This window comes from Streptomyces sp. NPDC002776, assembly GCF_053592195.1.
Genome location: NZ_JBSFVG010000004.1, coordinates 57,509 through 83,620, shown reverse-complemented (window position 1 = coordinate 83,620; position 26,112 = coordinate 57,509). Strand labels below are relative to the sequence as shown.

Below are 26,112 nucleotides of genomic sequence, written 5' to 3'. Positions count from 1 at the left end.
AAGAGTACTGAAGCTCACATGCGTCAGTTGAGCGAAGGGTCGTCCGGATACGTGGCCACCATCGCGAGTTCGTTGCGCTGCCTGCGCAGGACCTCGCGCCAGAGCCGCTCCGGGGCCGGGGACGACACGTCACCGGGCTCGGACTCCACGACGTACCAGGCGCCCTCCACCAGCTCGTCCTCCAGCTGGCCGGGCCCCCAGCCGGCGTACCCGGCGAAGATCCGCAGCGAGCCGAGGGCCGAGGCGAGCAGCTCGGGCGGGGCCTCCAGGTCCACGAGCCCGATCGCGCCGTGCACCCGACGCCAGCCCAGCGGCGCGCTCTCGCCGCTCGCCCCGCCGGGGATGACGGCGACGCCGAGGGCGGAGTCGAGGGAGACCGGGCCGCCCTGGAAGACGACGCCGGGTTCACCGGCCAGGTCGCCCCAGCCCTCCAGGATGTCGCCCACGTCCACCGGGGTCGGACGGTTGAGGACGACGCCGAGGGAGCCCTCCTCGTCGTGGTCGAGGAGCAGCACCACCGCGCGGTCGAAGTTCGGGTCCGCCAGGGCGGGCGTGGCCACGAGCAGCCGCCCTGTGAGCGAGGACACCTCGGTCATGCCAGACATGATCCCGCATCTTCGCTTCGCGTGGGGAGGCAATGCGGGTAAGGGAGTGAACGCAGCTCAGCGACGGAATCGAGCGCTCCCGGCGCGCGCCGGGCCCCGGTGACCGCTCGTGCCCGGCGGCGAACGGTTCGTGTTGTGACACAGCTATGACGCATCCGGGCCGTACGCGGGCTTACAGAAGGGGGGCCCACGGCGATTACCCTGTTTCCTCGGCCCCTGCCCCACTCATCGGAACGCGAGATACATGACCGTCAACGACGATGTCCTGCTTGTCCACGGCGGAACCCCGCTGGAGGGCGAGATCCGTGTCCGCGGCGCGAAGAACCTCGTGCCGAAGGCGATGGTCGCCGCCCTGCTGGGCAGTGAGCCAAGCCGGCTGCGCAACGTTCCGGACATCCGTGACGTGCGAGTCGTACGCGGGCTGCTGCAATTGCACGGGGTGACGGTCCGTCCGGGCGAGGAGCCCGGCGAACTGGTGATGGACCCCTCGCACGTGGAGAGCGCGAACGTCGCTGACATCGATGCCCACGCGGGCTCCTCGCGCATCCCGATCCTCTTCTGCGGCCCGCTCCTGCACCGCCTCGGGCACGCGTTCATCCCCGGTCTCGGCGGCTGCGACATCGGCGGCCGGCCCATCGACTTCCACTTCGAGGTGCTGCGGCAGTTCGGGGCGACCATCGAGAAGCGGGCGGACGGCCAGTTCCTGGAGGCTCCGCAGCGGCTGCGCGGCACGAAGATCCGGCTGCCGTACCCGTCGGTGGGCGCGACCGAGCAGGTGCTGCTGACGGCCGTCCTCGCGGAGGGCGTCACCGAGCTCTCGAACGCGGCCGTGGAGCCCGAGATCGAGGACCTGATCTGCGTCCTGCAGAAAATGGGCGCCATCATCGCGATGGACACCGACCGCACGATCCGCATCACCGGTGTGGACAAGCTCGGCGGCTACAACCACCGCGCGCTGCCGGACCGGCTGGAGGCGGCCTCCTGGGCGTCCGCGGCGCTGGCGACCGAGGGCAACATCTACGTCCGTGGCGCCCAGCAGCGCTCGATGATGACGTTCCTGAACACCTACCGCAAGGTGGGCGGCGCCTTCCGGATCGACGACGAGGGCATCCGTTTCTGGCACCCCGGTGGCCAGTTGACGTCCATCGCCCTGGAGACGGACGTGCACCCCGGCTTCCAGACGGACTGGCAGCAGCCGCTGGTGGTGGCCCTCACCCAGGCGACGGGCCTGTCGATCGTCCACGAGACGGTCTACGAGTCCCGCCTCGGCTTCACCTCCGCGCTCAACCAGATGGGCGCCCACATCCAGCTCTACCGTGAGTGCCTCGGCGGCTCCGACTGCCGCTTCGGCCAGCGCAACTTCCTGCACTCCGCGGTCGTGTCCGGCCCCACGAAGCTCCAGGGCGCCGACCTGGTCATCCCCGACCTCCGCGGCGGCTTCTCCTACCTCATCGCAGCCCTCGCGGCCCAGGGCACCTCCCGAGTCCACGGCATCGAACTCATCAACCGCGGCTACGAGAACTTCATGGAGAAGCTCGTTGAGCTCGGCGCGAAGGTGGAGCTGCCGGGCAAGGCGCTCGGCTGACGGCGCACCCCTGACTGCGGCCCCGAGCACGCCTGCCTGCGGCTGGGGGTCCGGGGGTCATCCCCCGGGCAAGCACAGCATGGAGAAGCTCGTTGAGCTCGGCGCGAAGGTGGAGCTGCCGGGCAAGGCGCTCGGGTAGCCGGGGCCGTCGTACGAACGCCGATGGGGCGGTCACCCCGTTCAGGGTGACCGCCCCATGCGCGTTCACTGCACGCCGGTCAGGGGCGCGGGGAACTGCGCGAGGAACCACAACGGGCCCGCAGTCGCCCACGGCGCCGAGCCGCAACGGCGAACAGGCGCCCTTACTTGCCCTTGGCGGCTTCCTTGAGCTTCGAGCCCGCGGAGACCTTGACGCTGTAGCCGGCCGGGATCTGGATCGGGTCGCCGGTCTGCGGGTTGCGCGCGGTGCGAGCGGCACGGTGGGTGCGCTCGAAAGTCAGGAAGCCGGGGATGGTGACCTTCTCGTCGCCCTTGGCGACGATCTCGCCGACGGTCTCGGCGAACGCGGCCAGCACGGCATCGGCGTCCTTGCGGGTCACCTCGGCGCGGTCGGCCAGGGCGGCCACCAGCTCACTGCGGTTCATGTTGTTACTCCCGTGTTCTTCTTGCTGTTGAGGCGTGCCACGCGGCGGAGCCGCATAGTGGGCACAGCGAAGCCGATGCTGCCAGGGTCCTCGGACAGTCCCCGGACCCGGGTCCGTCGTCAGACCCTCGCGCCCAGAGACGCATCCTGCCCCTACCTGCGGCGGGAAAGCCAATCCGGCACCCGTCCGAGTCGTGAGAACACCCTTGGGAGTCACACGAAAAGAGGGTCTGAGCCTGGCCGTCACCATAAACGGATGCCCCGGGCCGCCGGTTCCACGACGCGCCGCGACAAAGACTTGCCGTGGCGATCGTCACGTCGTCAGACGCCGCCGGAGTGGTCGCCCGGCGCCAGCCCGGCCGCCTTCGCCGCTTCCCGCACCGCGCCCGCCACCGCGCCCGCGACCTTGTCATTGAAGACGCTCGGGATGATGTAGTTCGGGTTCAGCTCGTCCTCGGTCACCACGGCCGCCAGCGCCTTCGCGGCCGCGAGCATCATGTCGGTGTTGACCGTGCGGGACTGCGCGTCCAGCAGACCGCGGAAGACACCCGGGAAGACCAGCACGTTGTTGATCTGGTTCGGGAAGTCGGAGCGGCCGGTGGCCACAACTGCCGCCGTCTGACGGGCGATTGCCGGGTCCACCTCGGGGTCGGGGTTCGCGAGCGCGAACACGATGGCGCCCTCCGCCATCGCGGCCACGTCGGTGCCGTCGAGGACGTTCGGCGCCGAGACACCGATGAAGACGTCCGCGCCGCGCACCGCCTCCTTCAGCGTGCCGGTCAAGCCCTCGGGGTTGGTGTTGTCGGCGATCCAGCGCAGCGGCGAGTCGGGGGCGGCGTCCACCAGGTCCGCGCGGCCCGCGTGCACCACGCCGTGGATGTCGGCGACGACGGCGTTCTTCACCCCGGCCGCGAGCAGCAGCTTCAGGATGGCCGTACCGGCCGCGCCGGCGCCGGACATGACGACCCGGATGCCCTCGATCGACTTGGCGGCCACCCGCAGCGCGTTGGTGAGCGCCGCGAGCACCACGATCGCCGTGCCGTGCTGGTCGTCGTGGAAGACGGGGATGTCCAGCGCCTCGCGCAGCCGCGCCTCGATCTCGAAGCAGCGGGGCGCCGAGATGTCCTCGAGGTTGATGCCGGCGAAGCCGGGGGCGATGGCCTTCACGATCTGGACGATGGCGTCGGTGTCCTGGGTGTCCAGGCAGATCGGCCAGGCGTCGATCCCGGCGAACCGCTTGAACAGGGCCGCCTTGCCCTCCATGACCGGCAGTGCGGCCTTGGGCCCGATGTTGCCCAGGCCGAGCACCGCGGAGCCGTCGGTGACGACCGCGACGGAGTTGCGCTTGATGGTGAGCCGGCGGGCGTCCTCGGGGTTCTCGGCGATGGCCATGCAGACCCGGGCCACACCCGGCGTGTAGACCATGGACAGGTCGTCACGGTTGCGGATGGGATGCTTGGACTGCATCTCGATCTTGCCGCCGAGGTGCATCAGGAACGTACGGTCCGAGACCTTGCCGAGGGTGACGCCCTCGATGCCCCGGAGCTCCTCGACGATCTCGTCGGCGTGGGCGGTGGACGACGCCGCGATGGTGACGTCGATACGGAGCTTCTCGTGCCCGGACGCGGTGACGTCGAGGCCGGTGACCGAGCCTCCGGAGGACTCCACGGCGGTGGTGAGCTGCGAGACGGCCGTTCCGCTCGCGGGCACCTCCAACCGGATGGTCATCGAGTAGGAGACGCTGGGCGCCGTTGCCATGGCCGACTTCCTCTGCTTTCACCGTGTCGCGAAGTTGTGCCGTCCGATCGTCGCACCTACCGCTCAGTACGTGGTAGCCGCCCTGGATTGCGGACTTTTTGTTCACCGGTGGACGACGAGTTCGGAAAACATCTTCCACGATACGAGAATCGATCAGCCAGGGTTACGACAACAAAGAGGCCCACGTCACACGGACGTGGGCCTCTCGGTCGTTCAGTGACACCGACCCGCCATGCTCGCCTCGCGGCAAGTGGTCGCTCGTAGCGACGAAGGTTGGGCCCGGGGGCTTGGATCGGGCCGGTGCCACACCCAGGCTAACAAACCCGGCCCGTAAGACCATTCCCGTCCCGCGAGTGAGTCCCGCGGAAGGCCGAGCCGGTCCCGCCGAAGGGGCGAATCAGTCCCTCAGAAGGTCCGGCACCCCCGTCGCGTCCGGCTCGTCCCGCTCGGCCGAGACCACCGTCAGCTGCTGGGTGGCGCGGGTGAGGGCGACGTAGAGCACGCGCAGGCCGGCCGGGGACTCGTCGGCGATCTCCGCGGGCGAGACGACGACCGTCGCGTCGTACTCCAGGCCCTTGGCCTCCAGGCTGCCGAGGGCCACCACCCGGTCGCCGAGTCCGGAGAGCCAGCGGGTGGCCTCCTCGCGGCGCTGCATGGCGACGACGACCCCGACGGTGCCGTCGACCCGGTCGAGCAGCCGGGCGGCCTCCTCGCGGACGGTCCGGCCGAGCGACTCGCGCACGACGGCGAACCGCGGCTCGACCCCCGTCGAGCGGACGGCGGACGGCGACTCGGAGCCGGGCATGGCGAGCGCCAGCACCTTCGCCGCCAGCTCGGCGATCTCCGCGGGGTTGCGGTAGTTCACGGTGAGCCGGAAGCGGCGGCGCGGACGGCTGCCGAGGGCCTCGTCGCGGGCCTCGGCGGCCTCGTCCGGGTCGGACCAGGAGGACTGGGCCGGGTCCCCGACGACCGTCCAGGTGGCGTGCCGGCCGCGGCGGCCGACCATGCGCCACTGCATCGGGGTGAGGTCCTGGGCCTCGTCGACGATGACATGGGCGTACTCGACGCGCTCCTGCGCGAGGCGCTCGGCGCGTTCGCGCTGGGTCTCCTCGCGGACCGGCATCAGCTCCTCCAGCCCGGTGAGCTGGTCGAGCGGGTCCAGTTCGCGCCGCTTCCTGGGGCGGGCCGGGGTGCCGAGGATCGCCTGCAGCTCGTCGAGCAGGGCGATGTCGTGCACGGACCAGCCGTCCCGGCGCAGGGAGCGGGCGACCCGGCGGATCTCGCCCGGGTTGAGGACGCGCCGGGCCCAGCGGCCGAGGCGCTTCTCGTCGGCCATCGCCTCGAGCACGGCCCTCGGGGTCAGCTCGGGCCACCAGGCGTCGAGGAACTCGATGAAGGAGTCCTCGCCGGTCACGTCCTCGTCGAAGGAGGAGCGCAGCTCGGCCGCGAGCTCGGGGTCGGTGTGCCGGCCGGCGCTCCCGGAGCGCGACCACAGGGCGTCCAGCAGGAGCTTGCGGGCGCGCGGGCGCAGCAGGTTCACCGGCGCGGTGCCGCTGAGGGCGGTGCGGCGGATCTCGGCCAGTTCCCCGGCTTCCAGCTCGATGCGGCGGCCGAAGGCGACCACGCGGAGCCGGTCCGGAGAATCGTTCAGCTCCAGCGCTCCGCGCGCGGCCTTCCGCACCACCTTGAGCATGCGGTACGAGCCCTTGGCGCGGGCCGTGGCCGGGGAGTCGTACAGCGTGGCCTCGGCGCCGTCGACCAGCGAGCCGATCGACCGGATCGCGACCTGGCCCTCCTCGCCCAGCGAGGGGAGCACACCCTCGGTGTACGCCACCAGCAGCGGGGTCGGCGAGACGATCAGGATGCCGCCCGCGTACCGGCGCCGGTCCTGGTAGAGCAGGTAGGCGGCGCGGTGCAGGGCGACGGCCGTCTTCCCGGTCCCCGGGCCGCCCTCGACGTAGGTGACGGAGGCGGCGGGGGCGCGGATGACCAGGTCCTGCTCGGCCTGGATGGAGGCGACGATGTCCCGCATGGTGTGGGTGCGGGCCTGTCCGAGGGCGGCCATCAGGGCGCCGTCGCCGATCACGGGCAGTGCGTCGCCGCCCAGGAACGCCGTGAGCTCGGGTCTCATCAGGTCGTCCTCGACGCCGAGGACCCGGCGGCCCTTGGAGCGGATGACCCGGCGCCTGACGACCCGGCCGGGGTCGACCGGCGTGGAGCGGTAGAAGGGGGCGGCGGCGGGCGCCCGCCAGTCGATGACCAGCGGGGCGTAGTCGGTGTCGAGGACCCCGATCCGCCCGATGTGCAGGGTCTCGGCGATGTCGGCGGTGTTGTCGGAGCGCACCGCGCCGTCGGCGGGCTCCACGGCGGTGTAGGCGCCGTCCGGGCCCTTCTTGCCGTCCTTGCCGAGCAGCAGGTCGATCCGGCCGAAGAGGAAGTCCTCGTACTCGTTGTTCAGCCGGTTGAGGTGGACGCCCGCCCGGAAGACCTGGGCGTCCCGCTCGGCGAGCGCTCCGGGGGTGCCGACCTGGCCGCGCCTGGCCGCGTCGTGCATGAGGAACTCGGCCTCATGGATCTTTTCCTCGAGGCGCCGGTACACCCGGTCCAGGTGTTCCTGTTCAACGCTGATCTCGCGGTCCCGGACCGAATCCGGGACCGCACCGACCGCGGTTTCCTGCTGAGCCTGTGCGGCCACCGGGCCCCCTTCTGACGTGCTGGGCAGCCGTCAACCGTACGCGAAGGGGGGCCCTGGAAGCTATGCGTCCGCCCGGAGCGGCCTCACGCGTCCACCTCGACCAGCCGCTTGCCGTCGAAGGTCAGCACCTCGAAGCGCTCGATCTCCTCGGGCGTGAAGGCCGCCCCGCCGTGCACGTACAGCGGCTGGCGGGCCTGCTCGGTGCGGGCGTTCGGGATGCCGTAGCCCCACTTCGGGACGGACCAGGAGGTGATCGTCTCGCGTTCGCCGTTCTTTCCCACGGCGATCAGGGAGCACTTCTCCGGACCGGTGACGTTCTTCAGCTCCAGCACGGCGTGGGTGCCCCAGGCCTTCGTCTCCATGGCGACGGTCGCGGAGACCTTGGTGGAGGCGTCCCGGCCGGAGACCCGGTCCGGCATGACGTCGAAGGCGGCCTTGGCGGGGCTGGTGGCGTGCGCCTCGGTGGACGTGCCGCCCTCGTCGCCGGTGGTGGCGATGGCGGCGACCGGGCCGCCGACGATCAGCGCGGCCGCGGCGGCCACCATGTAGAAGCTGCGGCGGCGGGTCAGCGCGCGGCGCTCGGCGACCTCGTCGACCAGGTTGTGCACCAGGCGCGGGCTGGGCTTGGCCGACAGCGACTCGCCGATGGCGGGTGTGCCGGCGCCGGGCAGATCCGCGAGCGCGGCCAGCATCGGCTCCATCCCGGCGAGCTCGTCGAGCTGCTGGGCGCACCACTCGCAGGTCGCGAGGTGCATCTCGAAAGCGGTTGCCTCGGCGTCGTCGAGGATCCCGAGGGCGTAGGCGCCGACGGTCTCGTGCTCGTTCGCGCCCGAAGATCCCTGCATGGGGCCAGTCATACCCGGACCCCCTGCTCCGTATCCCCCGTAGGTGTTCATCACGCCGTCACCCCCCGCTCCTCCAGTGCCAGCTTCATCGACCGCAGGGCGTAGAACACCCGGGAACGGACGGTGCCGCTGGGTATGCCGAGCGTCTCGGCCGCCTCGTTCACGGTACGTCCCTTGAAGTACGTCTCGACGAGCACCTCCCGGTGGGCGGGGGTCAGGTCGTCGAGCGCGTCCGACAGCGTCATCAACCACAGCGCCTTGTCGATCTCGTCCTCCGCGGGGATGACCTCCAGCGGCGACGGATCGACCTCCTGCGGCCGGGCCTGCCGGCTGCGGTGGCCGTCGATGACGATGCGCCGGGCGACCGTCACCAGCCAGGGGCGTACCGATCCGGTCGCTCGATTGAGCTGGCCGGCGTTCTTCCAGGCACGGATGAGCGTCTCCTGCACGACGTCCTCGGCGCGCTGCCGGTCGCCGGCGACCAGCCGGAGCACATACGCGAGCAGGGGTCCGGCGTGCTCTCTGTACAGAGCACGCATCAGCTCCTCGTCAGGTTCGACCGAGGGCTGGGACATGCGATGTCGGGCCCTCGATCCACGTTCTTTGGCCACGGCCGCATCCTTGCGCACGCCCACCTCCGGTGTCCCCGATTCATCTGGGCTCCCCCAGTCAGTCGCTCCACCACCGGTACGCGGCGAGGACGTTGGGTGTTCAAAGTGGGGTGACAGTTTTCTGCGGGGTGACATGACGGAGAGGACACCGGGGCACATTCCCCCCTCGATGTCTTCACCTTTCCGCCATCGGCGGACGGGGAGTCGCCGTCGCATGGCCCCGGCGAAGGCAAAGGATATGTAATCGACATCACTTCGATAGCCGCGTCACAGAGGGGACATAACACTTCGTCAGGCGCGGGCGAGCGCCGCCCGCCGCCGGTGCCGGGCGACCCGCTCCCGGTTCCCGCACACCTCGCTGCTGCACCAGCGCCTGCGCCGCCCGCGCGAGGTGTCGAGGTAGACGATCGGGCAGTTGTCCCCCTCGCACTGCCGCAGCCCCGCCCGCGCGAGCGGATCCGTCAGCAGCTCCACGGCATCCCGCGCCACCGCGGCGAGCAGCGCGTCCCGCTCCGGCGGCCCCTCCAACTCCCGTACCAGCGTGCCGTCCTGGGCACGGATCGCGCGCGGGGCGGGGGGCGGGGTGCGGGCGGTGTCGTTGACGCGGACGAGGGCATGGCCGTACGACGACCAGGACCTGGCCTCGGCGGACAGGGCTCCGCGCACCAACTGGTCGACTCCGTTGCGCAGTTCGCGGAAGTCGGCGAGCCAGGCGGGGTCGGCGTGCCCGAGCGGGGTGCCGGCCGGGACGAGCCCGGCCCCGGTGATCCACGCGCACAGCACCGGGACGGAGTCGAGCCGTTCCACCGGGTGGGTCGTGGCGAGGAGATCGAGGCAGATCCGTCCCGCGTCGAAGCGCAGCTCGTACGGGACCGTGGCCGTACCCAGTGCCATGTGCCTGTCACCGCCTAGGGGTCATCCCGGGTCCGGCCCCGGACGAACCGTTCCCTCTAACAGTGCCTTCCCGCTTCCGCGGCTGGAACCCCTAGTGGACGCGCGCTTATGCGGCCGGGCGTCGGGGCCATGTTCCGGGCGGCGAGCGGTGACTTGACTGAGGACATGACGACAAGGACAGCCACCCTCACGGCGGCCACGCTCACCACGGGACTGCTCGCCGGCACGTTCTACGCCTTCGGCTGCGCGGTGCTGCCGGGGCTGGCCCGAAGCGAGGACGAGGTGTACGTCGAGGTGATGCGGAACATCAACGAGGTGATCCAGAACCCGGTGTTCCTGCTGACCTTCTTCGGCGCACCGGCCCTGACGGGCTGGGCGGCATGGCACCTGCGGGGCGCCCCGGGCCACCGCTGGGTCTGGGCGGCCCTGGCCGCGAACGTGCTCGCGCTGGCGGTGACGGTCACGGCGAACATCCCCCTGAACGACGCCCTGGCGAGGCCGGGCGATCCGACGGCGCTACGGGCCGAGTTCGAGGACCGGTGGGCGGCCTGGAACGCGATACGAGCCGCACTACTGACAGCAGGCACAGCCTGCCTGACCACAGCCCTGGGGCGACGGAGCCCCAAATAGGGGGCGGCGGAGCCGCCTTCAGGGGCGCGGGGAACTGCGCGATCAGCCCTCGCGGCGGGCCAGCCGACCAACGACCCACACCCCCACCCACCTCAGGGGCGCGGGGAACTGCGCGACCAGCCCCCACCGCGCCGCAGACGACCGACGACCGACGACCGACCCACCTACACGTCCGCGTACTTCGAATCCGCCGCCGGATCCAGCGCCAGCCGATACCCCCGCTTCACCACCGTCTGGATCAACTTCGGCGTGCCGAGAGCCGACCGGAGCCGAGCCATCGCCGTCTCCACGGCATGCTCATCCCGCCCCGTACCCGGCAGCGCCCGCAGCAGTTCCGCCCGCGCCACCACCCACCCCGGCCGCCGGGCCAGCGCCCGCAGCAGCGACATCCCGGCCGGCGGCACCGGCCGAAGCGCCCCGTCCACCAGCACCGCATGCCCCCGGATCTCCACGCGATGCCCCGCCACCGGCAACGCCCGCGCCCGGGAGGGCAGTTCCTGGCACAGCAGCTGGACCAGCGGCCCGAGCCGGAACCGCTCGGGCTGCACCGTGTCGATACCCCGGGCCTGCAACGGCAGCGCGGTCACCGGCCCCACGCACGCGGGCAGCACATCATGGTTCAACGCCGCCAGCACCTCCGCCAGCAGCCCCCGCTCCTCCGCCCGGGTCAGCAGCGACGCCGCCGCCGGCGCACTGGTGAAGGTCAGCGCGTCGACCCCGCGGGACACCGTGGCATCCAGCAACCGGTCCACCGGAGAGAGGTCCTCCGGCGGCATCCACCGGTACACCGGCACCCCGACCACCTCCCCGCCCGCGGCCCGCAGCGACTCGACGAACCCGGGCAACGGCTCCCCGTGCAGCTGTACGGCGATCCGCCGCCCGTCGACGCCCTCCTCCAGCAGCCGGTCGAGCACCTCCGCCATGGACTCGGACGACGGCGACCAGTCCTCGGTCAGCCCGGCGGCCCGGATCGCGCCCTTCACCTTCGGCCCGCGCGCCAGCAGTTCCACCCCCCGCAGCCGGTCCAGCAGGTCCTCGCCGAGCCCCCAGCCGTCGGCCGCCTCGACCCACCCCCGGAATCCGATCGCGGTCGTGGCGACGACGACATCCGGCGCCTGGTCCACGATCTCCTTGGTGGCGGCGAGGAGTTCACCGTCGTCGGAGAGCGGCACGATGCGCAGGGCAGGGGCGTGCAGGACGGCGGCGCCGCGGCGCTGGAGCAGCGCCCCGAGCTCGTCGGCCCGGCGCGCGGCGGTCACACCGACGGTGAACCCCGCGAGGGGCCCGTGTTGCCCGTGACCGGGCTTGTGCTGTTCGTCGTACATAACTCTCGTCCCGCACTCGAGTCGTCACATATCGGGTACACCCGCATGCCGATCGAGCCTGTCAATGGTGCGTGACAGGCTCGGTTCGGCTTGATGTCCACGGTGTTACGTCACACCCGTCTCACACCTCGGCATAGCTGAGCTGCGGCTTCGACTCGGATGCGGCGGTCGTGGCCCGCTCCTGCGCCGCCGGGCGGCGAAGGTATACGGCCCAGGTGACCACGAAGCACGCGCCGTAGAAGGCGAGGAAGGCGACGAAGGCGCCGGTGCCGGAGCCCACCGAGAGGAAGGACTGGCGGAAGGCGAGGTTGATGCCGAGTCCGCCGAGCGCGCCGACCGCACCGATCAGGCCCATGGAGGCGCCGGACAGGCGGCGGCCGTAGGCGGCGGCCTCCTCACCGGTGAGCCCCTTGGCGAGGGCCTTCGTGTGGAAGATGCCCGGGATCATCTTGAAGGTCGAGCCGTTGCCGAGGCCGCTCAGCACGAACAGGGCGATGAACGCGGTGGTGAACAGCGGCAGCGACTCCCGCATCGAGGCCACGATGATCACGGAGGTGGCGGCCGCCATGGCGACGTAGTTCCACAGCGTGATCTTCGCCCCGCCGAACCGGTCGGCCAGGGCGCCGCCGACGGGCCGGATCAGCGAGCCGAGCAGCGGGCCGATGAAGGTGACGTAGGCGGCCTGGAGCGGCGTACGGCCGAACTGCGTCTGCAGGACGAGGCCGAAGGCGAAGCTGTAGCCGATGAACGAGCCGAACGTCCCGATGTAGAGGAAGGCCATGATCCAGGTGTGCCCCTCCTTGACCGCGTCCTTGGCGGCGCCGGTGTCGTTCTTCACGGACGAGATGCTGTCCATGTAGAGCGCGGCGAGGACCGCGGCCACGACGATCAGCGGGATGTAGATACCGAGCAGCAGGCGCGGCCCGCCGCCGGCGCCGATCACCGCGAGGCCGACGAGCTGCACGACGGGCACGCCGATGTTGCCGCCGCCGGCGTTCAGGCCGAGCGCCCAGCCCTTCTTGCGCAGGGGGAAGAAGGCGTTGATGTTGGTCATGCTGGAGGCGAAGTTGCCACCGCCGACGCCGGCGAGCATCGCGCACACCAGGAACGTGGTGAAGGACGTCCCCGGCTCCATCACGCTGAACGCGGCGACCGTCGGCAGCAGCAGCAGGCCGGCCGAGATGATCGTCCAGTTCCGCCCGCCGAAGATCGCCACGGCGAAGGTGTACGGCACCCGGACGACGGCTCCGACCAGTGTCGCCATGGACACGATGGTGAACTTGTCCGCCGGAGTCAGCCCGTACTCCGGGCCCATGAAGAGGACCATGACGGACCACAGGGTCCAGATCGAGAAGCCGATGTGCTCGGAGAGGACGGAGAAGTACAGGTTCCGGCGGGCGATCTTCTCGCCCTTCTCGTTCCAGAAGGTCTCGTCCTCCGGATCCCAGTGATCGATCCAGCGGCCTCCCCTGCTCGCGGCGGGGGCAGTACTCGGGGCTGTCATGACGCCTCCACGGGGCTCCGGGCTCAGGTCGTACTCCAGTGGCTGATCCCGAAGGTAGGGAGGGCGCGTTTCCTGCCTGTGCCACCGGGTGACCGGAAAGGAACGTTGCTCTCACCTTTGACGGAGGTGGGATGAGAGGTTCCCGTGACGCCACCGGCCACCCAGGCGCCGCTATCCTCTAGCGGACCCCACAGGAAGGGGAGAGTCCATGTCCGCTGAGTCGCGGTCCTCGGGTGCGCGGGAACAGCGCGCAGGGCGCTCACTGGTCGGGAACATCGTGTTCGGAGCGGGGCTCGTCCTCGTCTTCGCAGCGATGGTCCTCGGAGGCTTCGCTGGTGTTGCGCTTCTCCTCGCGCTGGCCGACACCTCGCTGCTGTCCGCTGTCGTGCCCGATGACGGGCGTAGTGCCGTGGTGGTCGGGGGCATCGCCTTCGGCGCCATCACGGGAGCTTTCGTGCCCGCGCTGTTGATCGGCATGGCGCATGGCACCGAGGAGAAGCCGCGAGTCCGGCCCGACGCGGCAGCACGGAATGTGCTCGCCCTCGTGATCTTCGACGTGTTCGTGGTGCTGCTGGCCTTCGTCCTGTCCCAGCTGGGGTGGATCCTCCCGGAGCGCGCCGTCTCACTCGTCAGCGTCCTCGTCATCGGTCTGAGCTGGATTCCGCTGGCCCTGGCGCCCTGGGAGCGGCTGGGGCTTGGCAATGTGTTCGGGGGCCGTCTGTCACGCCAGTCGGACTGAGGCCGCCAACTCGTCAGCGATTTTGCACAGTTCCTCGCCGAGCCCCAGGGATGTCCACAGGAGGCGACATTCCAGCACTGTCAGGGATCGGCGCGGGAGAACATAGTGGGCCACTCCTTCCACGATCACACCGCTGTCGGAGTCGGGTGCCGTTGGCTCCTGGCGGTGGACCCGGAGCGCCGAGCCCAGAGGGAGCTCGACCTCCGAAAGCTTCGGGTTTCCGAAGAACGGCCCTTCCGCCTGGGCGGCCTCGGCCCGAAGGGCGGCCACGCTCAAGGACGCTGGGGGAATCCGCAGCTCTCGAACGGTGTAACTGGCGATGATCGCGCTATCGGCCGGTGCCAGCAATGCCGCACAGAGGGCTCGCTGCCTGGCCGCTGCCAGCCAGTACCACAGCAGGTCTTCGGCAAAGGCATCACGCCGCTCCCGCCCAGAGCCGGGGGCGAGGTGCTGCTCTGCAACCGCGTGCGCCCAGCCCTGCGGGTCCTGACTCCCCAGATCCAGGACCAACCAGTTCTCAGGAGTGGGCAGGGAGACCCGGCATTCGTGCCAGTCGTCCGTCGTCGGCGTCACGATGGGCCTCACCTTCCGGCCAGAGAGGCGTCGGCACCCGTGACATCGATCTCCGGATCGCCGCCGAACAGACCCGTGAGGCTGTTGGTGTCGGACAGGCCGCCAGTGGCCGTGCCGCTCAGTGCCCAGGAGTTGTAGGCCAGAGCCTGCTTGAAGGCGTCCGGCGTACCGATGAAGTTCAGATCCGTCGGGTCGATGTTCTTGATCCGGCCGAGTTCGTCGACCATGCCCGGACCAACGAACATGCTCGCCAAGCCTCGTGGACCGGCCGCATTCCACGCGTCCCGGACAGCATCGACGTTGTCCCGGGCCTTGAAGACATCCTTCCAATTGCTTCGGATGGTGCCCAGATCATCCACGAAGGAGCGCGGCAGTCCCCTGAAGACTGCCCCCAAAGACACATCGGGCACCGCACGACCGAGAGCTCCGGCGCGCGGGCCGACCATCTCCACCACGAGCGCTCGCCGCGCGGCCGAGTTCAGTCCCGGGTGCCAGCCACGAACGTACTGGGCCGCCGCGGTCCACACCCGGCTGCGCCCGGCGTTGGCTGCGAGTTTGGCTCCCGCGCCGAAGACCCGCCCGATACCGAAGGTGGCAAGCCCCAGGACGTCGATCGCGACATCGCCCCAGGAGCCGTCGCCGTTGACGGCGAGCAGGACATGGCAGACGAGGGAGATCGCCGTCGCGATGAGGGCGATGGTGCCCAGCACCCCCGCCAGGGCCTGGCCGATGACGGGGATCCAGCCGACGCACAGCGCGAGCAGCCCGCACACCGCCGCGATGGCCCCCGTGATATCGCTGACGAGCTTCAACGTGTCCCGGAGGTCGTCCAGCCAGGAGTCGTTGAGTCCGTCGCCCTCGGTGGTGTCGTGGATCTTCTTGGCGGCCTTGTCGCCCGCCTCCTTGTGCCGGGTCTTCAGCCCGGCGAGTTGCTCGCGCAGGCCGTCCAGGTCGCCCTGGAGGTCGGCGGCCTTCTTGTCGAGCTTGTCCTGGGCGGCGTCGTCGGTGCCCTTGGGCGGGTTCGCGGCGGTGGACTTGGCGGTGGACAGATCACCGGCCTTGGTCTCCGCCTGCGTGAGCAGCTTGTCGGCGTCGCCCTGCACGCTCTCCAGCTCGGTGCAGTACTCCTTGAGCGCGGAAGCCGCGTCGGCGTACCGGTCGTGCGCCTTGCTCACCGTCTTCGCGGTCTCGTTGGCCTTCTCGGCGAAGGCGCGGCCCGCCTCCGAGTCCCAGCTCTCCAGGTTCCCGATCCGGCGCAGGGCGGCGGCGGTGTCGGTGATGGTCTTGGCGGTGGCCGCGAACCGCCGCGAGAGCGCCTTCATGTCGTGGAGGTCGCCGGGCACCGGGTCACCGGTCTCCCCGAGCACCTCCCACCGGTGGTCAGCAGGACGGGTCACTTCTTCTTCCCCTTGCCCACGAGGGCGTCGTAGAGCGCGGTGTCCAGCGCGGTGTACGCCTTGCCCGCCTCGTGGGCGAGCGTGCCGAGGCCCTTGATCTCCTCGATCATCTTCTTGCGGTTGTCGTCCCAGCCGTCGGAGAACTCCTGGAGCCGCTCGTGGAGGGTCTGGTGCCCGACGGTCCGGCGGTCGTAGGCGTCCATGAGCTTGTCGAGCCCTTCGAGCTCGGTCGCCACGGTCCGCAGGCCGGTACCGGCGGTGCGCAGGTCGTCGGTGGAGACCTTGAGTTTCTTGCTCACTCCGCCGTCCCCTCTGTCCCCTCGGTGCCCTCTGCCTGATGCCAGCGCAGGGTTCCTGCCACGGCGTCGAAGAGCCCGACCATGGCCTCGGCGATCGGCTCCAGCGGCGTGCTGAAGGTCAGCAGCAGCACCTCGTCACGCTCGGGAACCGGCACGAAGTACTCCACGATCGTGTCCTCGAACTCGGTTCCCAGCTTCCGCGACTGCTTGGGCCGCTCACGGCGGAGCAGCCGGGCGGCGGGCCCCGCGGCGGGGAGCTCGACCGGCTCGACCTCCCCGGACCCGGCGAGCGCGACCACGGCATCGAGGCTGTCGAACTTCTCGAAGATCCGGCAGACGAGGAGGGAGGCGGACAGCGGGATGCCCCCCGCCTGAAGGAACGACAGGTAGAGCACCACCCCGCCCTGCTCGATCCCCGCGTCGGCGGCCCCGAGCAACTGCTCCCCGGCCTTCCGCCGCAGCACGGGCTGATCGTCGACCCCGGCGAACTGCCGCTTGACGAGGGCGGCCACGGACGCCTCCATCCGCTCCCGCGGCCGCAGCGGAATCCGGTACCAGTCCTCAGGCGTGACCAACCCGAACACGGGCGCACGCATGTCGTTCATGGAGGCTCCTGCTGACGCGAAATGATCGTCGTACGGCGTGGTTACGGTAGCGGCTGCCCGGCCGCCGAGAAAGCGGTCCGCCCCCACACCCGACGGTCATCCCGCGGCGGAGCGCCTGCGGGATCCCCCGCGGCGCACACCGTTCGGCCACAGCCGCGGCCGCCGCTTCGCGGCGATGTCCTCGATCCAGCCCACCGCCGCGATCGTCAGCCCGATCAGCGGCCAGACCAGGAAGAACATCCAGATCAGATACGTCGAGTCCAGGGCCGCCACCGCCCGCTCCCCCTGCATGAAGGGCAGGTCGTAGAGGTGGTCCAGGATCGGGACGGTGGCCATGATCAGCATGTTGTGCCAGAGGTAGATCGTGACCGCGCGGTTGTTGGAGAGGGTGACCAGCCTGTCCCACTTCGCCAGGCGTCCGGGCAGCTCCTGCCAGGACGGGGAGTAGATCAGCAGGATCACCACGAAGCCGAAGGACCAGGTCGCCTGGGCGAGCGGGATGTCGTTCAGGTCCCAGCCGTCGGCGCCCAGGTGGCCCGAGGCCCACCACAGGCCGAAGGCCATCAGCAGCGAGGACCCGGACACGGCCACATAGCGCGGGATCTTCTTCAGCAGGCCCTCGTGATGGGCGAAGCCCAGCACCCAGCAGCCGCCGTAGACCGCGAAGTCGGTGACCGCGTTGCCGGTCTCGCCGGGGATCGTCACCACTCCGGTGCCGACCACCGCCGTCAGTGCCAGCGGGGCCAGCAGGGTCGGCCAGGGGGCGCGGCGGAAGGCCCACAGCAGCAGCGGGGAGGCGACGACGAACCACAGGTAGGCGCGCAGGTACCACAGCGGTCCCGCCGCCTGCACCGCCCAGGTGTCCTCCAGCAGGCCCGTCTTGGAGCCGATGTGCCAGGGGAACGGCGGGGCGCCGATCGGCACGATGTAGTTGATCAGCTCCAGGAGAGCCCAGGTGGGGCTGTCCTCCGTGTTCTTCGTCGGGTTCCAGCCGCCCGCGAACATCAGCGCCAGCACCACCGCGCTGAACGCCCACAGCGGGGGCAGCAGCCGGCGCACCCTGCCCTTGATCACACCCCACGCGGGGCGGTTCAGCGACCGTGCCATCAGCGAGCCCGCCAGCGCGAACATCACGCCCATGGAGGGGAACAGCACGGTCAGCCAGGCCCAGCCGAAGAGGTGGTACACCACGACCCGGACCAGCGCGATCGAGCGCAGCAGGTCCAGGTAACGGTCCCGGCCCGGCTTCTCCGGCACAGGCGCGGGTACGGGTACGGGCTCGTGCTCGGGAGCGGCAGGCGCCTGCTGCTCCGGGATGCCGTACGGCTCGTAGCCGTACGACTGCTGCGGTATGCCCTGTGTCATCCGACCGGCCTCCGATCGCTCGCATCGGCCGCCCGCCGGCGCGGGACCGGGCCTCCCGGCGCCTCCACCACGCCCGTGCGGCGCAGCTTCTGCCAGCGCAGCCGGCCGCCGGTGAGGGCGGTGATCCAGGACTGGAGGAGGACCACGTACATGAGCTGGCGGTAGAGGATCTGTTGCAGGGGCAGCGAGATGAGGTGGGTCATGCGTTCCCGGTCGAGACGGAAGGCGTACGCGGCGCAGACGGCCTGGATGGCGAGGACGCCCAGCCAGGCGATGATCGTCTTCTGGGTGGGGCCGAAGATCAGGCCGTAGAGGAGGAAAACGTCGATCAGGGGGGCCAGCAGCGGGGCCAGCACCATGAACAGGGAGACCAGCGGCAGTCCGACGCGGCCGAAGCGGCCCGAGGGACCGCTCTCCACCAGCGCCCTGCGGTGCTTCCAGATCGCCTGCATGGTGCCGTAGGACCAGCGGTAGCGCTGGGACCACAGCTGCTGGACCGTCTCCGGTGCCTCGGTCCAGGCGCGGGCCTTCTCGGCGTAGACGACCCGCCAGCCGTCCCGGTGCATCGCCATGGTGATGTCGGTGTCCTCGGCGAGCGTGTCCTCGCTCATGCCGCCGACCCGTTCGAGCGCCGTCCGGCGGAAGGCTCCCACCGCGCCGGGGATCGTCGGCATGCAGCGCAGCATGTCGTACATCCGGCGGTCCAGGTTGAAGCCCATCACGTACTCGATGTGCTGCCAGGCGCCGATGAGGGAGTCCCGGTTGCCGACCTTGGCGTTGCCCGCGACGGCGCCGACGCGCGGGTCGCCGAAGGGCTGCACCAGTTCACGGACCGTGGCCGGTTCGAAGACGGTGTCGCCGTCCATCATCACGACGATGTCGTACCGGGCGTTGGCCAGCCCCCGGTTGAGCGCGGCGGGCTTGCCCGCGTTGAGCTGGCGGACCACCCGCACGTTCGGCAGGCCCATCGCCTCCACGATCCGCGCGGTGCCGTCGGTCGAGCCGTCGTCGATGACGAGGATCTCGATGGGATGCTCGCTCGCCATCAGGGACCGGACGGTGTTCTCGATGCACTTGGCCTCGTTGTACGCGGGCACCAGCACCGACACCGGTTCGGTCACCGGCGGGCCCCAGCTGAAGCCCTTCTTGCGCACTCGGCGGGCGTGGGCGGCGGACAGCACGAGCATCAGCACGAACCGGCTGATGACGAGGAACCCGATGATCGCGAGCCCGACCACGAGGACGGCGGTGATGTTGTCGGAGGCCTGGACCAGGAAGACCCACGCCTTGCCCTTCCACAGGTCGACGCCGGTGACCCGGCTGTGCGCGCTGGGGGCGTCGAGGGCCTCGGTGAGGTTGTCGAACTCGTAGCCCCGCTCCTGCATCTGCGGCAGGAAGCGGTCCAGCGCCTCGACGGTCTGGTGCCGGTCGCCGCCGGAGTCGTGCATCAGGACGATCGCACCCTCGCGGCCCTTGGGCGTGGCCTTGCGGATGATCTCCTCGACGCCGGGCTTGCGCCAGTCCTCGCTGTCGTTGTTGTTGACGACCGTGATGTAGCCGCGGGAGCCGATGTACTCGGTCACCGGCCAGGACTCGTTGTCCATGGCGGCGGCGAAGGAGGAGTACGGCGGGCGGAAGAGGGAGGTGCGGATGCCGGCGGCGCCGGAGATCGCCAGCTGGTTCTGCGACAGCTCCCAGTCGATGCGCTTCTTCGACTGGTAGGACAGGTCGGGGTGGTTGAAGGTGTGCAGGCCGACCTCGTGGCCCTCCTCGACCATGCGCCGGACCAGGTCCGGGTGGCGCGAGGTCATGGTGCCGGTGACGAAGAAGACGGCGTGCGCGTCGTACTTCTTCAGTACGTCCAGGACCTTGGGCGTCCACTCGGGGTCGGGGCCGTCGTCGAAGGTGAGGACGAGCCGCCGGTCCGGCAGGCCCAGGCTCTGGGTACGGCCGCTGCGGGCGTCGATGACCGGCCCGCCCTTGAGGATCTGCTCCGGGACCTGGTCGGAGGCGGCGGCGGGGCGGACGCGGTGGTCGGCCAGGATCTCGCTGTGCACGTACCCGCGCAGCATCAGCATCGCCATCAGCGCGGCGAGGACGAGCGTGGGAAGGAGCAGGCGCATGGGCAGGCGGCGGCGCCGGGGACCGTCGGGGGCCTGGGGCACGGCGCCCCGACGGTTGGTGCGGGAAGCCATCAGAGGGTGTACTCCGGGGACGGGTCGTGCGGGCTTGCGGGAGCGGCCGGTGCCGCGACGGGCCCCTGGGTGACCGGGCCGAGGTCGGCCGGCGGAGCGGCGACCGTGTCGGTTCCGGTGCCGGCGGTGTCGCCGGGGTCCTCGGTCGGAGTCGGGTCGGGCGTGGGTTCGCCGGTGTCCGTCTCGGTGGGCTCGGGGTCGGGCGTGGGAGCCGTGTCGGTGGGGTCCGGGTCCGGCGTCGGGTCGGCGCCCGGGCGCGTCGTCGGCTTGGTCGCCGTCGGCTCGGGGTCGGTGCTGGCGCCCGGCTCCTCGGTGCTGCCGGCGTCGTCCGGGGCGGTGGCGTCGGCGCCCGGGGAGGGCGTGACGCCGTCGCTGCCGGAGGGGGAGGCGCCCGGGGTGACGCCTTCGGTGTCGGCGGGCGGCGCCGACTCGGCGGGCACCGGCGAGGTGTCGACCTGGCCGGCCGGGGTGTCCTTCTTCGGGTCCTGGACCGGCAGCCAGGGGGCGTTGGAGTTGCCGGACAGCACGGTGGCGACGATGACGACCGCGTAGACCGCGCAGGCGATGGCGACCAGCATGCCCAGGCGCCGGAAGCGGCGGCTGCGACGGCCGGATTCGTCGACGAAGACCGGGCCGTCGGAGCTCTCGGCACCGCCACCGCGGGGGGCGGCCTTGGCCGCGCGCAGCGAGCCGTCGAGCTGGAGGCCGATGCCGTCGAGCTGGATGGTGACCTCGTGCGGGTCATGGGTGTGGCCGGATTGCACCGGTTCGTCCCACGGGTCGTGCAGGGCACCGCCTCGCGGAGCCCCGGGAGTCGGGGCCGGAGCCGGTACCGACCCGGAGGCCTGCTGCGGAATCGAAGGGGAGGCCGAGGCCTGCTGCGGAATCGAAGCCGGAGCCTGTGCCGGAATCGAAGGGGAGGCCGACGCCTGCTGCGGAATCGAGCCCGAGGCCACCGGAGTCTCGCGGACCCCGCCGCCGACCGGCGGGAACGGATCCCGAGGCGCGGCGCCCGCGGCAGGCGTACGCACGCCCCCGCGCGGGGTGAACACCTCGCCCCCGCTCCGCGCCCGGCGCGGCGTCTCTGTCGCGCCGCCCGCTCCCGGAGCGGCATCCGGCCGGTCGAACCGGTCGAACGCCGAGAGCAGCTCGGTCAGATCCGCGCGGCCCTCCGCGCCGGAGCCGTCGGCGGGCGCGGCCTGCGGCAGCACCGTCGTCTCGTCGGCGCCCGTCGGGGCCACCCGCTGAGCGGCGGTCTCCGCGAACGCCTGGGTGTCACCGCCGGCAGCCGGAGTCGCTTTGGTCGCGGACGCCACCTCCGGCCACTCCGGTTGGGCGTCTTCTCGCCAGTTCTTCACGCGCACACATCCCCCCAGGGACAGTTCCGGGTGCGCGCACGACACCGAGCACTCGTCGATCGAAACCAGGCCCCCACCTGGTTCGAGCGCCCCCTTTATCACACTGTGCTCAGGCGAAGAATGTAGCGCACGAGTGACTCCGGTGTTTGCGCTGTCTCAGTTGTGGAGCCGCATCGTGACTTTGTCACTGGCCGGAATCCATCCATCGGGGGGTGACCGAAGCCACTGCTCCCGCCCCGCCAGCTCGGCCGCGGCCCGCCGCAGCGCGTCCAGTCCGGGGTGCACCAGCCCCCTGCGCCACACCAGCGACACCGGTGACAGGGGCACGGGATGGATCAAAGGGCGCAGCACCGAGCCGGGCATGGCGGGAAAGTCCACCACGACGAGCACCGGCGTCCGCGTCTTGCTCATGATCCGCTGGAACTCCTCGTGCCCGACGGCGAGCGGCGCGGGCGCGGCGACCTCGATGCCGCGTCCCTCGAACAGCTGGTGCGCGAGGTCGGTCCACTCCGGTGTGCGCGGATTGCCCGCACCCGCGTACACGGTCTCTCCCGCCAGCGCGGCGAGGGGCACCTGATGCAGACCGGTCAGCGGATGGTCCTCGGGCAGCAGGACCGCCATCGGCTCCAACCGCACGGGCTGCTGCTCCAGACCCGCCCGCAGCGCCGGGTCGAGACCGGTGAACCGTCCGAAGGAGGCGTCGAGCCGCCCGGCGAGCAGCTCGGCCGCCGCTCCGGTCAGCCCGCTCTCGTAGCGGGCCATCAGCTCATGGTCGGGGGCGAGTTCGCGGGCCCGCCCCAGCACTCGCCGCCCGGTGCCGAGCCCGGGTGAGTTCACATCGACCAGCAGGGGCCTGGCCTGCCCGAACGCGGCGAGCAGGTCGTCCTGCGCGGCCAGCGCCCGCCGGGCGTGGGGCACCAGCCGCTCGCCGTCCGCGGTCAGCGTCACCTGCCGGGTGGTCCGTACGAACAGTTCGGCGCCCAGCTCCCGCTCCAGCCGCCGTACGTCCCGGCTGAGCGCCTGCTGGGCGACGTAGAGCCGGGCGGCGGCGCGGGTGAAGTGCAGTTCCTCGGCGACGGCGAGGAAGGCACGCAACAGACGGGGGTCGGGCATGACGGGAACTTACAACGCGGGTGCGTGAATCGGTACGGAGAAGGTGTTGGACCCCTTGATCGACTCCGGGCGAGGGTTGCCCCATGCCGCAACCGACCTCCGGATACCGCAGCCTGTTCGTCATACCCGGCGCCCGCGCCTTCACCGCCGGGAACCTCCTGGCCCGCCTCCCCATGGGCATGTTCAGCGTGAGCGCGGTCATCATGATCGCCGGGACGCGGGACTCGTACGCCCTGGCCGGTGCCGTGGTCGCGACCGGCCTGGCCGCCACCGCGCTGGTCGCCCCCTGGATCGCGCGGCTGATCGACCGGTACGGCCAGGCCCGGGTCGCCCTGCCCGCCACCCTCGTCGCGGCCCTCGGAGGGCTCGCGCTGGTGCTGTGCGTCCGCACCGGCGCCCTCGACTGGACCCTCTTCGCCGCGTACGCCGCCACCGCGACCACTCCCAACACCGGCGGTATGGCACGGGCGCGCTGGGCGTATCTGCTCAAGGGCGACCAGGCGGCGCTGCACCGCGCGAACTCCTTCGAGCAGGCGGCGGACGAGCTCTGCTTCATGCTGGGTCCGGTCCTCGCGGCCGTCCTGTGCGGGAGTCTCTTCCGGGAGGCGGGCACCCTGGTGGGGGTGCTGCTCCTGGTGGCGGGCATGGCGCTGTTCACCGCCCAGCGCTCGACCGAACCGCCGGTCCGGCCTCCGGCGACCGCCACGCAACCGCCGTTCCGCGCCCCGGGCATGCCCTCCCTGCTCGCCGTCTGCCTGGCGATGGGGGCCGTGTTCGGCGCCCTGGAGGTCGTCACGATCGCCTTCGCGGACGAACAGGGACACGGCACGGCGGCCGGGGTGATCCTCGCGCTCCAGGCGGGCGGCTCGTGTGCGGCGGGACTGCTGTACGGGGCGTTGAAGCCGGGCGGTTCCGCCGAGCGCCGCTATCCGTGGTGCCTCGCCGCGATGGCGGCCCTGCTGACGCTGCCCCTGCTCGCCGCGTCCCTCACCGGCTCCCTCGTGGTCCTGGCGGGCGCCCTGCTGGTGTCCGGGATGGCCACCGCCCCCACGATGATCACCAACATGACGCTGGTCCAGCGGCGCACCCCCGAGGACCGCCTCAACGAGGGCATGACCCTCGCCGTGACCGGCCTGCTCGGCGGCATCGCCCTCGGCAGCGCGGCCGGCGGCTGGACCACGGAACACGTCTCGCCGACGGCGGGGTACGGCGTGCCGGTGGCGGCAGCCGTGCTGGCGCTGACGCTCGCGGTCTCCCGAGGGGCGGGAGCCGGAGCGGACGGGCGGGGGGTCGGCCGGGTGAACCCCGACCTCCAATCCCGTCCCACCCATTGACCCACCCGCGCCCCTCGCCTACCTTCCCCCGTCGAAGCGCTTCGACGTGTCGTCACGTGAGGGTGCCCGATGGTGAAGATCACTGATGTGGCCCGGCGCGCCGGGGTGTCCCCCAGTACGGTCAGCTACGCCCTCAGCGGCAAGCGCCCGATCTCCGTGGAGACCCGGCAACGCGTCGCCCGCGCCATCCGCGAACTCGGCTACCGCCCGCACGCCGGCGCCCGCGCCCTGGCGAGCGCCCGCTCGAAGGTCCTGGCGCTGGTGGTGCCCCTGCGGCCCGGCATGCACGTCCCGGTGGTGATGCAGTGCGCGGCGTCGGTGGTGACGGCGGCGCGACGGTACGACCATGACGTGCTGCTGCTGACCCAGGAGGAGGGCGTGCAGGGCCTGCGCCGCGTCGCCGACACAGCCCTGGCGGACGCGCTGATCGTGATGGACGTACAGCTGCACGACCCCCGCCTGCCGCTGCTCCGGGCCCTGGACCTGCCGTCGGTGATGATCGGCCTGCCCGCCGCCGCCCCGGGTCTGACCTGCATAGACCTGGACTTCCGGGCGGCGGGCGAGGCCTGCGTGGACCATCTGGCCGGGCGCGGCCACCGGGTGGTGGCCCTGATCGGCTCCCCGCCGGAGGTGTACGCGCGCGGGACGGCGTTCGCCGAGCGGGTGGCGGAGGGCTTCACCACCGCGGCGGACCGCTCCGGCCTCACCTCCTCGATCCACCCCTGCGAGCCGACCCCCGCGGCGGCCGGAGCGCTGGCGGAACGGCTGCTGCGGGAGCAGCCGGCCCTGACGGCCGTGGTGGTCCACAACGAACCCGTGCTGAATCCGCTGCTGGCGGCCTTCGAGCACCTCGGGCTGCGCGTCCCGGCCGACCTCTCGGTCACGGCCATCTGTCCGGCCGAAACGGCCACCGCGCTCCGGGTACCGATCACCTCCGTCGCCCTTCCCACCGCCGAACTGGGCGAGCGCGCGGTGCAGTTGCTGATGCGGAAGCTGACGGGCGCTGCCGTACCCGGGGCGACCCTGCTGCCGCCCCGGCTGACGGAACGGCAGAGCGTGGCGCCGCGCGGCTAACCGCCGAGCCCCCAGGTCTGCCCGAGCCGGTGCGCGGCACACAGGTCGACGTCGAGGAAGTAGGCACCGGCCGTCCCGCACTGCGCGCTCCCGGTGCCGGGGTCGACGGGCTGACCGTGGCCCATGCCGGTGATGCTGTGGGTCTCGACGACGGGGTTGCCCGCGGGGCCCCGGAAGACCTGGTGGGGGTAGCCGGCGACGGTGTCCTCGACGTCGGCCGACTGGTCGGCGCCGTGCACGTCGGTCCACTGCTCCACCAGGTCGGTCATATTGACGGGCTTCACCGTGTAGTCGGCGGTGCCATGGAGGACGGTGAGGGTGGGCCAGGGCCCGGCGTACCCCGGCCGGGCGGCCCGCACCCGGTCGCCCCACTGGCGCGGGGTCTGGGTGGCACCGACGTACATGCACACGTACGGCGACCCGGCGGCCTGGGCGCACCCGTGCGGCAGCCCGGCGACGACACCGCCGGCCCGGAACTTCTCCGGGTACGCCGCCATCATCACGGCCGTCATCCCGCCCCCGGCGGACAGCCCCGTGACGTACACCCGGGAGGCGTCCCCGCCGACGTCGGCGAGCTGCCGGTCCACCATCTGCGCGAGGGAGGCGGCCTCGCCCTGGCCGCGTTGGATGTCACCGCTCTGGAACCAGTTGAAGCAGCCGGAGGCGTTGTTGACGCTCTGCTGCTGCGGCAGGACGACGGAGAAGCCCCAGCGGTCGGCGAGCCGGAGCCAGCCGGTGCCGGTGGCGTACCCGGAGGCGTTCTGGGTGCATCCGTGGACCGCGAGGACCACGGGCCGCCCGGCGGGGAGGCCGTCGGGGACGTACCGGAACATCCGCAGGGCTCCGGGGTTGCTCCCGAACCCGGTGACCTCCTGGAGGGAGGCGGCGGACGCGGGCGCCGGGGTGATCAGGACGGCGAGGAGGGCCGTCAGGACGGTGAGAAGGGTCACGGCTCTGGTCTGCGTCATGGGGAGGGACCGTAGAACCGTGAACAACCCGCCGGTATGGCGCCGGACAACACAACG

The 26,112-nt window shown here is 71.3% G+C and carries 23 protein-coding genes; 5 read left to right on the top strand and 18 right to left on the bottom strand.

The annotated features are described in order from the left end of the window. Positions 1 to 23: 23 nt before the first annotated feature. Positions 24 to 596, bottom strand: coding sequence for a YqgE/AlgH family protein (locus tag ACWD11_RS10215; RefSeq protein ID WP_186287200.1), 573 nt, complete (start codon positions 594 to 596; stop codon positions 24 to 26). Positions 597 to 849: 253 nt separating this feature from the next. Between ACWD11_RS10215 and murA the strand changes: the two genes are divergently transcribed. Then, positions 850 to 2,190 carry a UDP-N-acetylglucosamine 1-carboxyvinyltransferase gene (murA, locus tag ACWD11_RS10210; RefSeq protein ID WP_389415711.1) on the top strand — a complete coding sequence of 447 codons (1,341 nt, stop codon included), beginning with the start codon at positions 850 to 852 and terminating at the stop codon, positions 2,188 to 2,190. A gap of 302 nt (positions 2,191 to 2,492) precedes the next feature. Here murA and ACWD11_RS10205 read toward each other — a convergent pair whose 3' ends face one another. From ACWD11_RS10205 to ACWD11_RS10180, 6 genes are all read right to left on the bottom strand, one after another. Continuing rightward, on the bottom strand, positions 2,493 to 2,774 hold the full coding sequence (locus tag ACWD11_RS10205) for an HU family DNA-binding protein (RefSeq protein ID WP_007382399.1): 282 nt from the start codon (positions 2,772 to 2,774) through the stop codon (positions 2,493 to 2,495). A 320-nt stretch (positions 2,775 to 3,094) separates the two neighbouring features. Next, entirely contained in the window at positions 3,095 to 4,531 is a 1,437-nt protein-coding gene (locus tag ACWD11_RS10200; RefSeq protein ID WP_389415710.1) for an NAD-dependent malic enzyme, read from the bottom strand. A gap of 397 nt (positions 4,532 to 4,928) precedes the next feature. Beyond that, positions 4,929 to 7,226: a HelD family protein gene (locus tag ACWD11_RS10195; protein WP_389415709.1), complete on the bottom strand. Its 2,298-nt coding sequence runs from the start codon at positions 7,224 to 7,226 to the stop codon at positions 4,929 to 4,931. 83 nt (positions 7,227 to 7,309) lie between these two features. Next, the gene (locus ACWD11_RS10190) at positions 7,310 to 8,071 is read right to left on the bottom strand and encodes a zf-HC2 domain-containing protein (RefSeq protein ID WP_389415708.1); all 762 of its coding nucleotides are present in this window, start codon (positions 8,069 to 8,071) and stop codon (positions 7,310 to 7,312) included. Positions 8,072 to 8,121: 50 nt separating this feature from the next. Next, on the bottom strand, positions 8,122 to 8,706 hold the full coding sequence (locus ACWD11_RS10185; protein ID WP_186287205.1) for a sigma-70 family RNA polymerase sigma factor: 585 nt from the start codon (positions 8,704 to 8,706) through the stop codon (positions 8,122 to 8,124). Positions 8,707 to 8,973: 267 nt separating this feature from the next. Beyond that, on the bottom strand, positions 8,974 to 9,576 hold the full coding sequence (locus ACWD11_RS10180) for a CGNR zinc finger domain-containing protein (protein ID WP_389415707.1): 603 nt from the start codon (positions 9,574 to 9,576) through the stop codon (positions 8,974 to 8,976). A 165-nt stretch (positions 9,577 to 9,741) separates the two neighbouring features. Here ACWD11_RS10180 and ACWD11_RS10175 point away from each other — a divergent pair, with 165 nt between their 5' ends. Beyond that, entirely contained in the window at positions 9,742 to 10,206 is a 465-nt protein-coding gene (locus ACWD11_RS10175) for an anthrone oxygenase family protein (protein WP_389415706.1), read from the top strand. A gap of 164 nt (positions 10,207 to 10,370) precedes the next feature. On the opposite strand, the gene ACWD11_RS10170 is transcribed toward ACWD11_RS10175, so the two are convergent. After that, on the bottom strand, positions 10,371 to 11,531 hold the full coding sequence (locus ACWD11_RS10170; RefSeq protein WP_389415705.1) for a uroporphyrinogen-III synthase: 1,161 nt from the start codon (positions 11,529 to 11,531) through the stop codon (positions 10,371 to 10,373). Positions 11,532 to 11,652: 121 nt separating this feature from the next. Next, positions 11,653 to 13,035 carry a nitrate/nitrite transporter gene (locus ACWD11_RS10165; protein WP_389415704.1) on the bottom strand — a complete coding sequence of 461 codons (1,383 nt, stop codon included), beginning with the start codon at positions 13,033 to 13,035 and terminating at the stop codon, positions 11,653 to 11,655. A 208-nt stretch (positions 13,036 to 13,243) separates the two neighbouring features. Between ACWD11_RS10165 and ACWD11_RS10160 the strand changes: the two genes are divergently transcribed. Further along, positions 13,244 to 13,774, top strand: a complete 531-nt coding sequence (locus ACWD11_RS10160; RefSeq protein WP_389415703.1) for a hypothetical protein — start codon at positions 13,244 to 13,246, stop codon at positions 13,772 to 13,774. Here ACWD11_RS10160 and ACWD11_RS10155 read toward each other — a convergent pair. The 8 genes from ACWD11_RS10155 to ACWD11_RS10120 all read right to left on the bottom strand — a co-directional run bounded on the left by ACWD11_RS10155 (position 13,757) and on the right by ACWD11_RS10120 (position 22,679). Continuing rightward, entirely contained in the window at positions 13,757 to 14,347 is a 591-nt protein-coding gene (locus ACWD11_RS10155; RefSeq protein WP_389415702.1) for a hypothetical protein, read from the bottom strand. The genes ACWD11_RS10160 and ACWD11_RS10155 overlap by 18 nt on opposite strands. 8 nt (positions 14,348 to 14,355) lie before the next feature. Further along, a complete protein-coding gene (locus ACWD11_RS10150; protein ID WP_451282394.1) occupies positions 14,356 to 15,744 on the bottom strand; it encodes a hypothetical protein in 1,389 nt (462 codons plus the stop codon). Further along, positions 15,741 to 16,043, bottom strand: coding sequence for a hypothetical protein (locus ACWD11_RS10145; protein WP_250076385.1), 303 nt, complete (start codon positions 16,041 to 16,043; stop codon positions 15,741 to 15,743). The genes ACWD11_RS10150 and ACWD11_RS10145 overlap by 4 nt, the downstream gene beginning before the upstream one ends. Further along, positions 16,040 to 16,648 (bottom strand): hypothetical protein, encoded by a 609-nt coding sequence (locus ACWD11_RS10140; RefSeq protein ID WP_451282392.1) that lies wholly within the window; start codon positions 16,646 to 16,648, stop codon positions 16,040 to 16,042. Before ACWD11_RS10140 ends, ACWD11_RS10145 begins: the two co-directional genes overlap by 4 nt. Before the next feature lie 96 nt (positions 16,649 to 16,744). After that, positions 16,745 to 18,013 carry an acyltransferase family protein gene (locus ACWD11_RS10135; RefSeq protein WP_451282390.1) on the bottom strand — a complete coding sequence of 423 codons (1,269 nt, stop codon included), beginning with the start codon at positions 18,011 to 18,013 and terminating at the stop codon, positions 16,745 to 16,747. Beyond that, positions 18,010 to 20,208 (bottom strand): glycosyltransferase, encoded by a 2,199-nt coding sequence (locus ACWD11_RS10130; RefSeq protein ID WP_389415698.1) that lies wholly within the window; start codon positions 20,206 to 20,208, stop codon positions 18,010 to 18,012. Before ACWD11_RS10130 ends, ACWD11_RS10135 begins: the two co-directional genes overlap by 4 nt. Continuing rightward, a complete protein-coding gene (locus ACWD11_RS10125) occupies positions 20,208 to 21,566 on the bottom strand; it encodes a hypothetical protein (protein ID WP_451282388.1) in 1,359 nt (452 codons plus the stop codon). The genes ACWD11_RS10130 and ACWD11_RS10125 overlap by 1 nt, the downstream gene beginning before the upstream one ends. Positions 21,567 to 21,722: 156 nt before the next feature. Continuing rightward, entirely contained in the window at positions 21,723 to 22,679 is a 957-nt protein-coding gene (locus tag ACWD11_RS10120) for a LysR family transcriptional regulator (protein ID WP_451282386.1), read from the bottom strand. 83 nt (positions 22,680 to 22,762) lie between these two features. Here ACWD11_RS10120 and ACWD11_RS10115 point away from each other — a divergent pair, with 83 nt between their 5' ends. Together ACWD11_RS10115 and ACWD11_RS10110 are read left to right on the top strand one after the other, a co-directional pair. Beyond that, on the top strand, positions 22,763 to 24,013 hold the full coding sequence (locus ACWD11_RS10115) for an MFS transporter (protein WP_451282384.1): 1,251 nt from the start codon (positions 22,763 to 22,765) through the stop codon (positions 24,011 to 24,013). A 69-nt stretch (positions 24,014 to 24,082) separates the two neighbouring features. Next, the gene (locus ACWD11_RS10110; RefSeq protein WP_389415694.1) at positions 24,083 to 25,087 is read left to right on the top strand and encodes a LacI family DNA-binding transcriptional regulator; all 1,005 of its coding nucleotides are present in this window, start codon (positions 24,083 to 24,085) and stop codon (positions 25,085 to 25,087) included. Here the strand turns inward: ACWD11_RS10110 and ACWD11_RS10105 are convergent. After that, complete coding sequence (locus ACWD11_RS10105) at positions 25,084 to 26,055, bottom strand: extracellular catalytic domain type 1 short-chain-length polyhydroxyalkanoate depolymerase (protein ID WP_451282382.1); 972 nt, start codon at positions 26,053 to 26,055, stop codon at positions 25,084 to 25,086. The two genes, ACWD11_RS10110 and ACWD11_RS10105, sit on opposite strands and share 4 nt — an antisense overlap. Between the last annotated feature and the right edge of the window lie 57 nt (positions 26,056 to 26,112).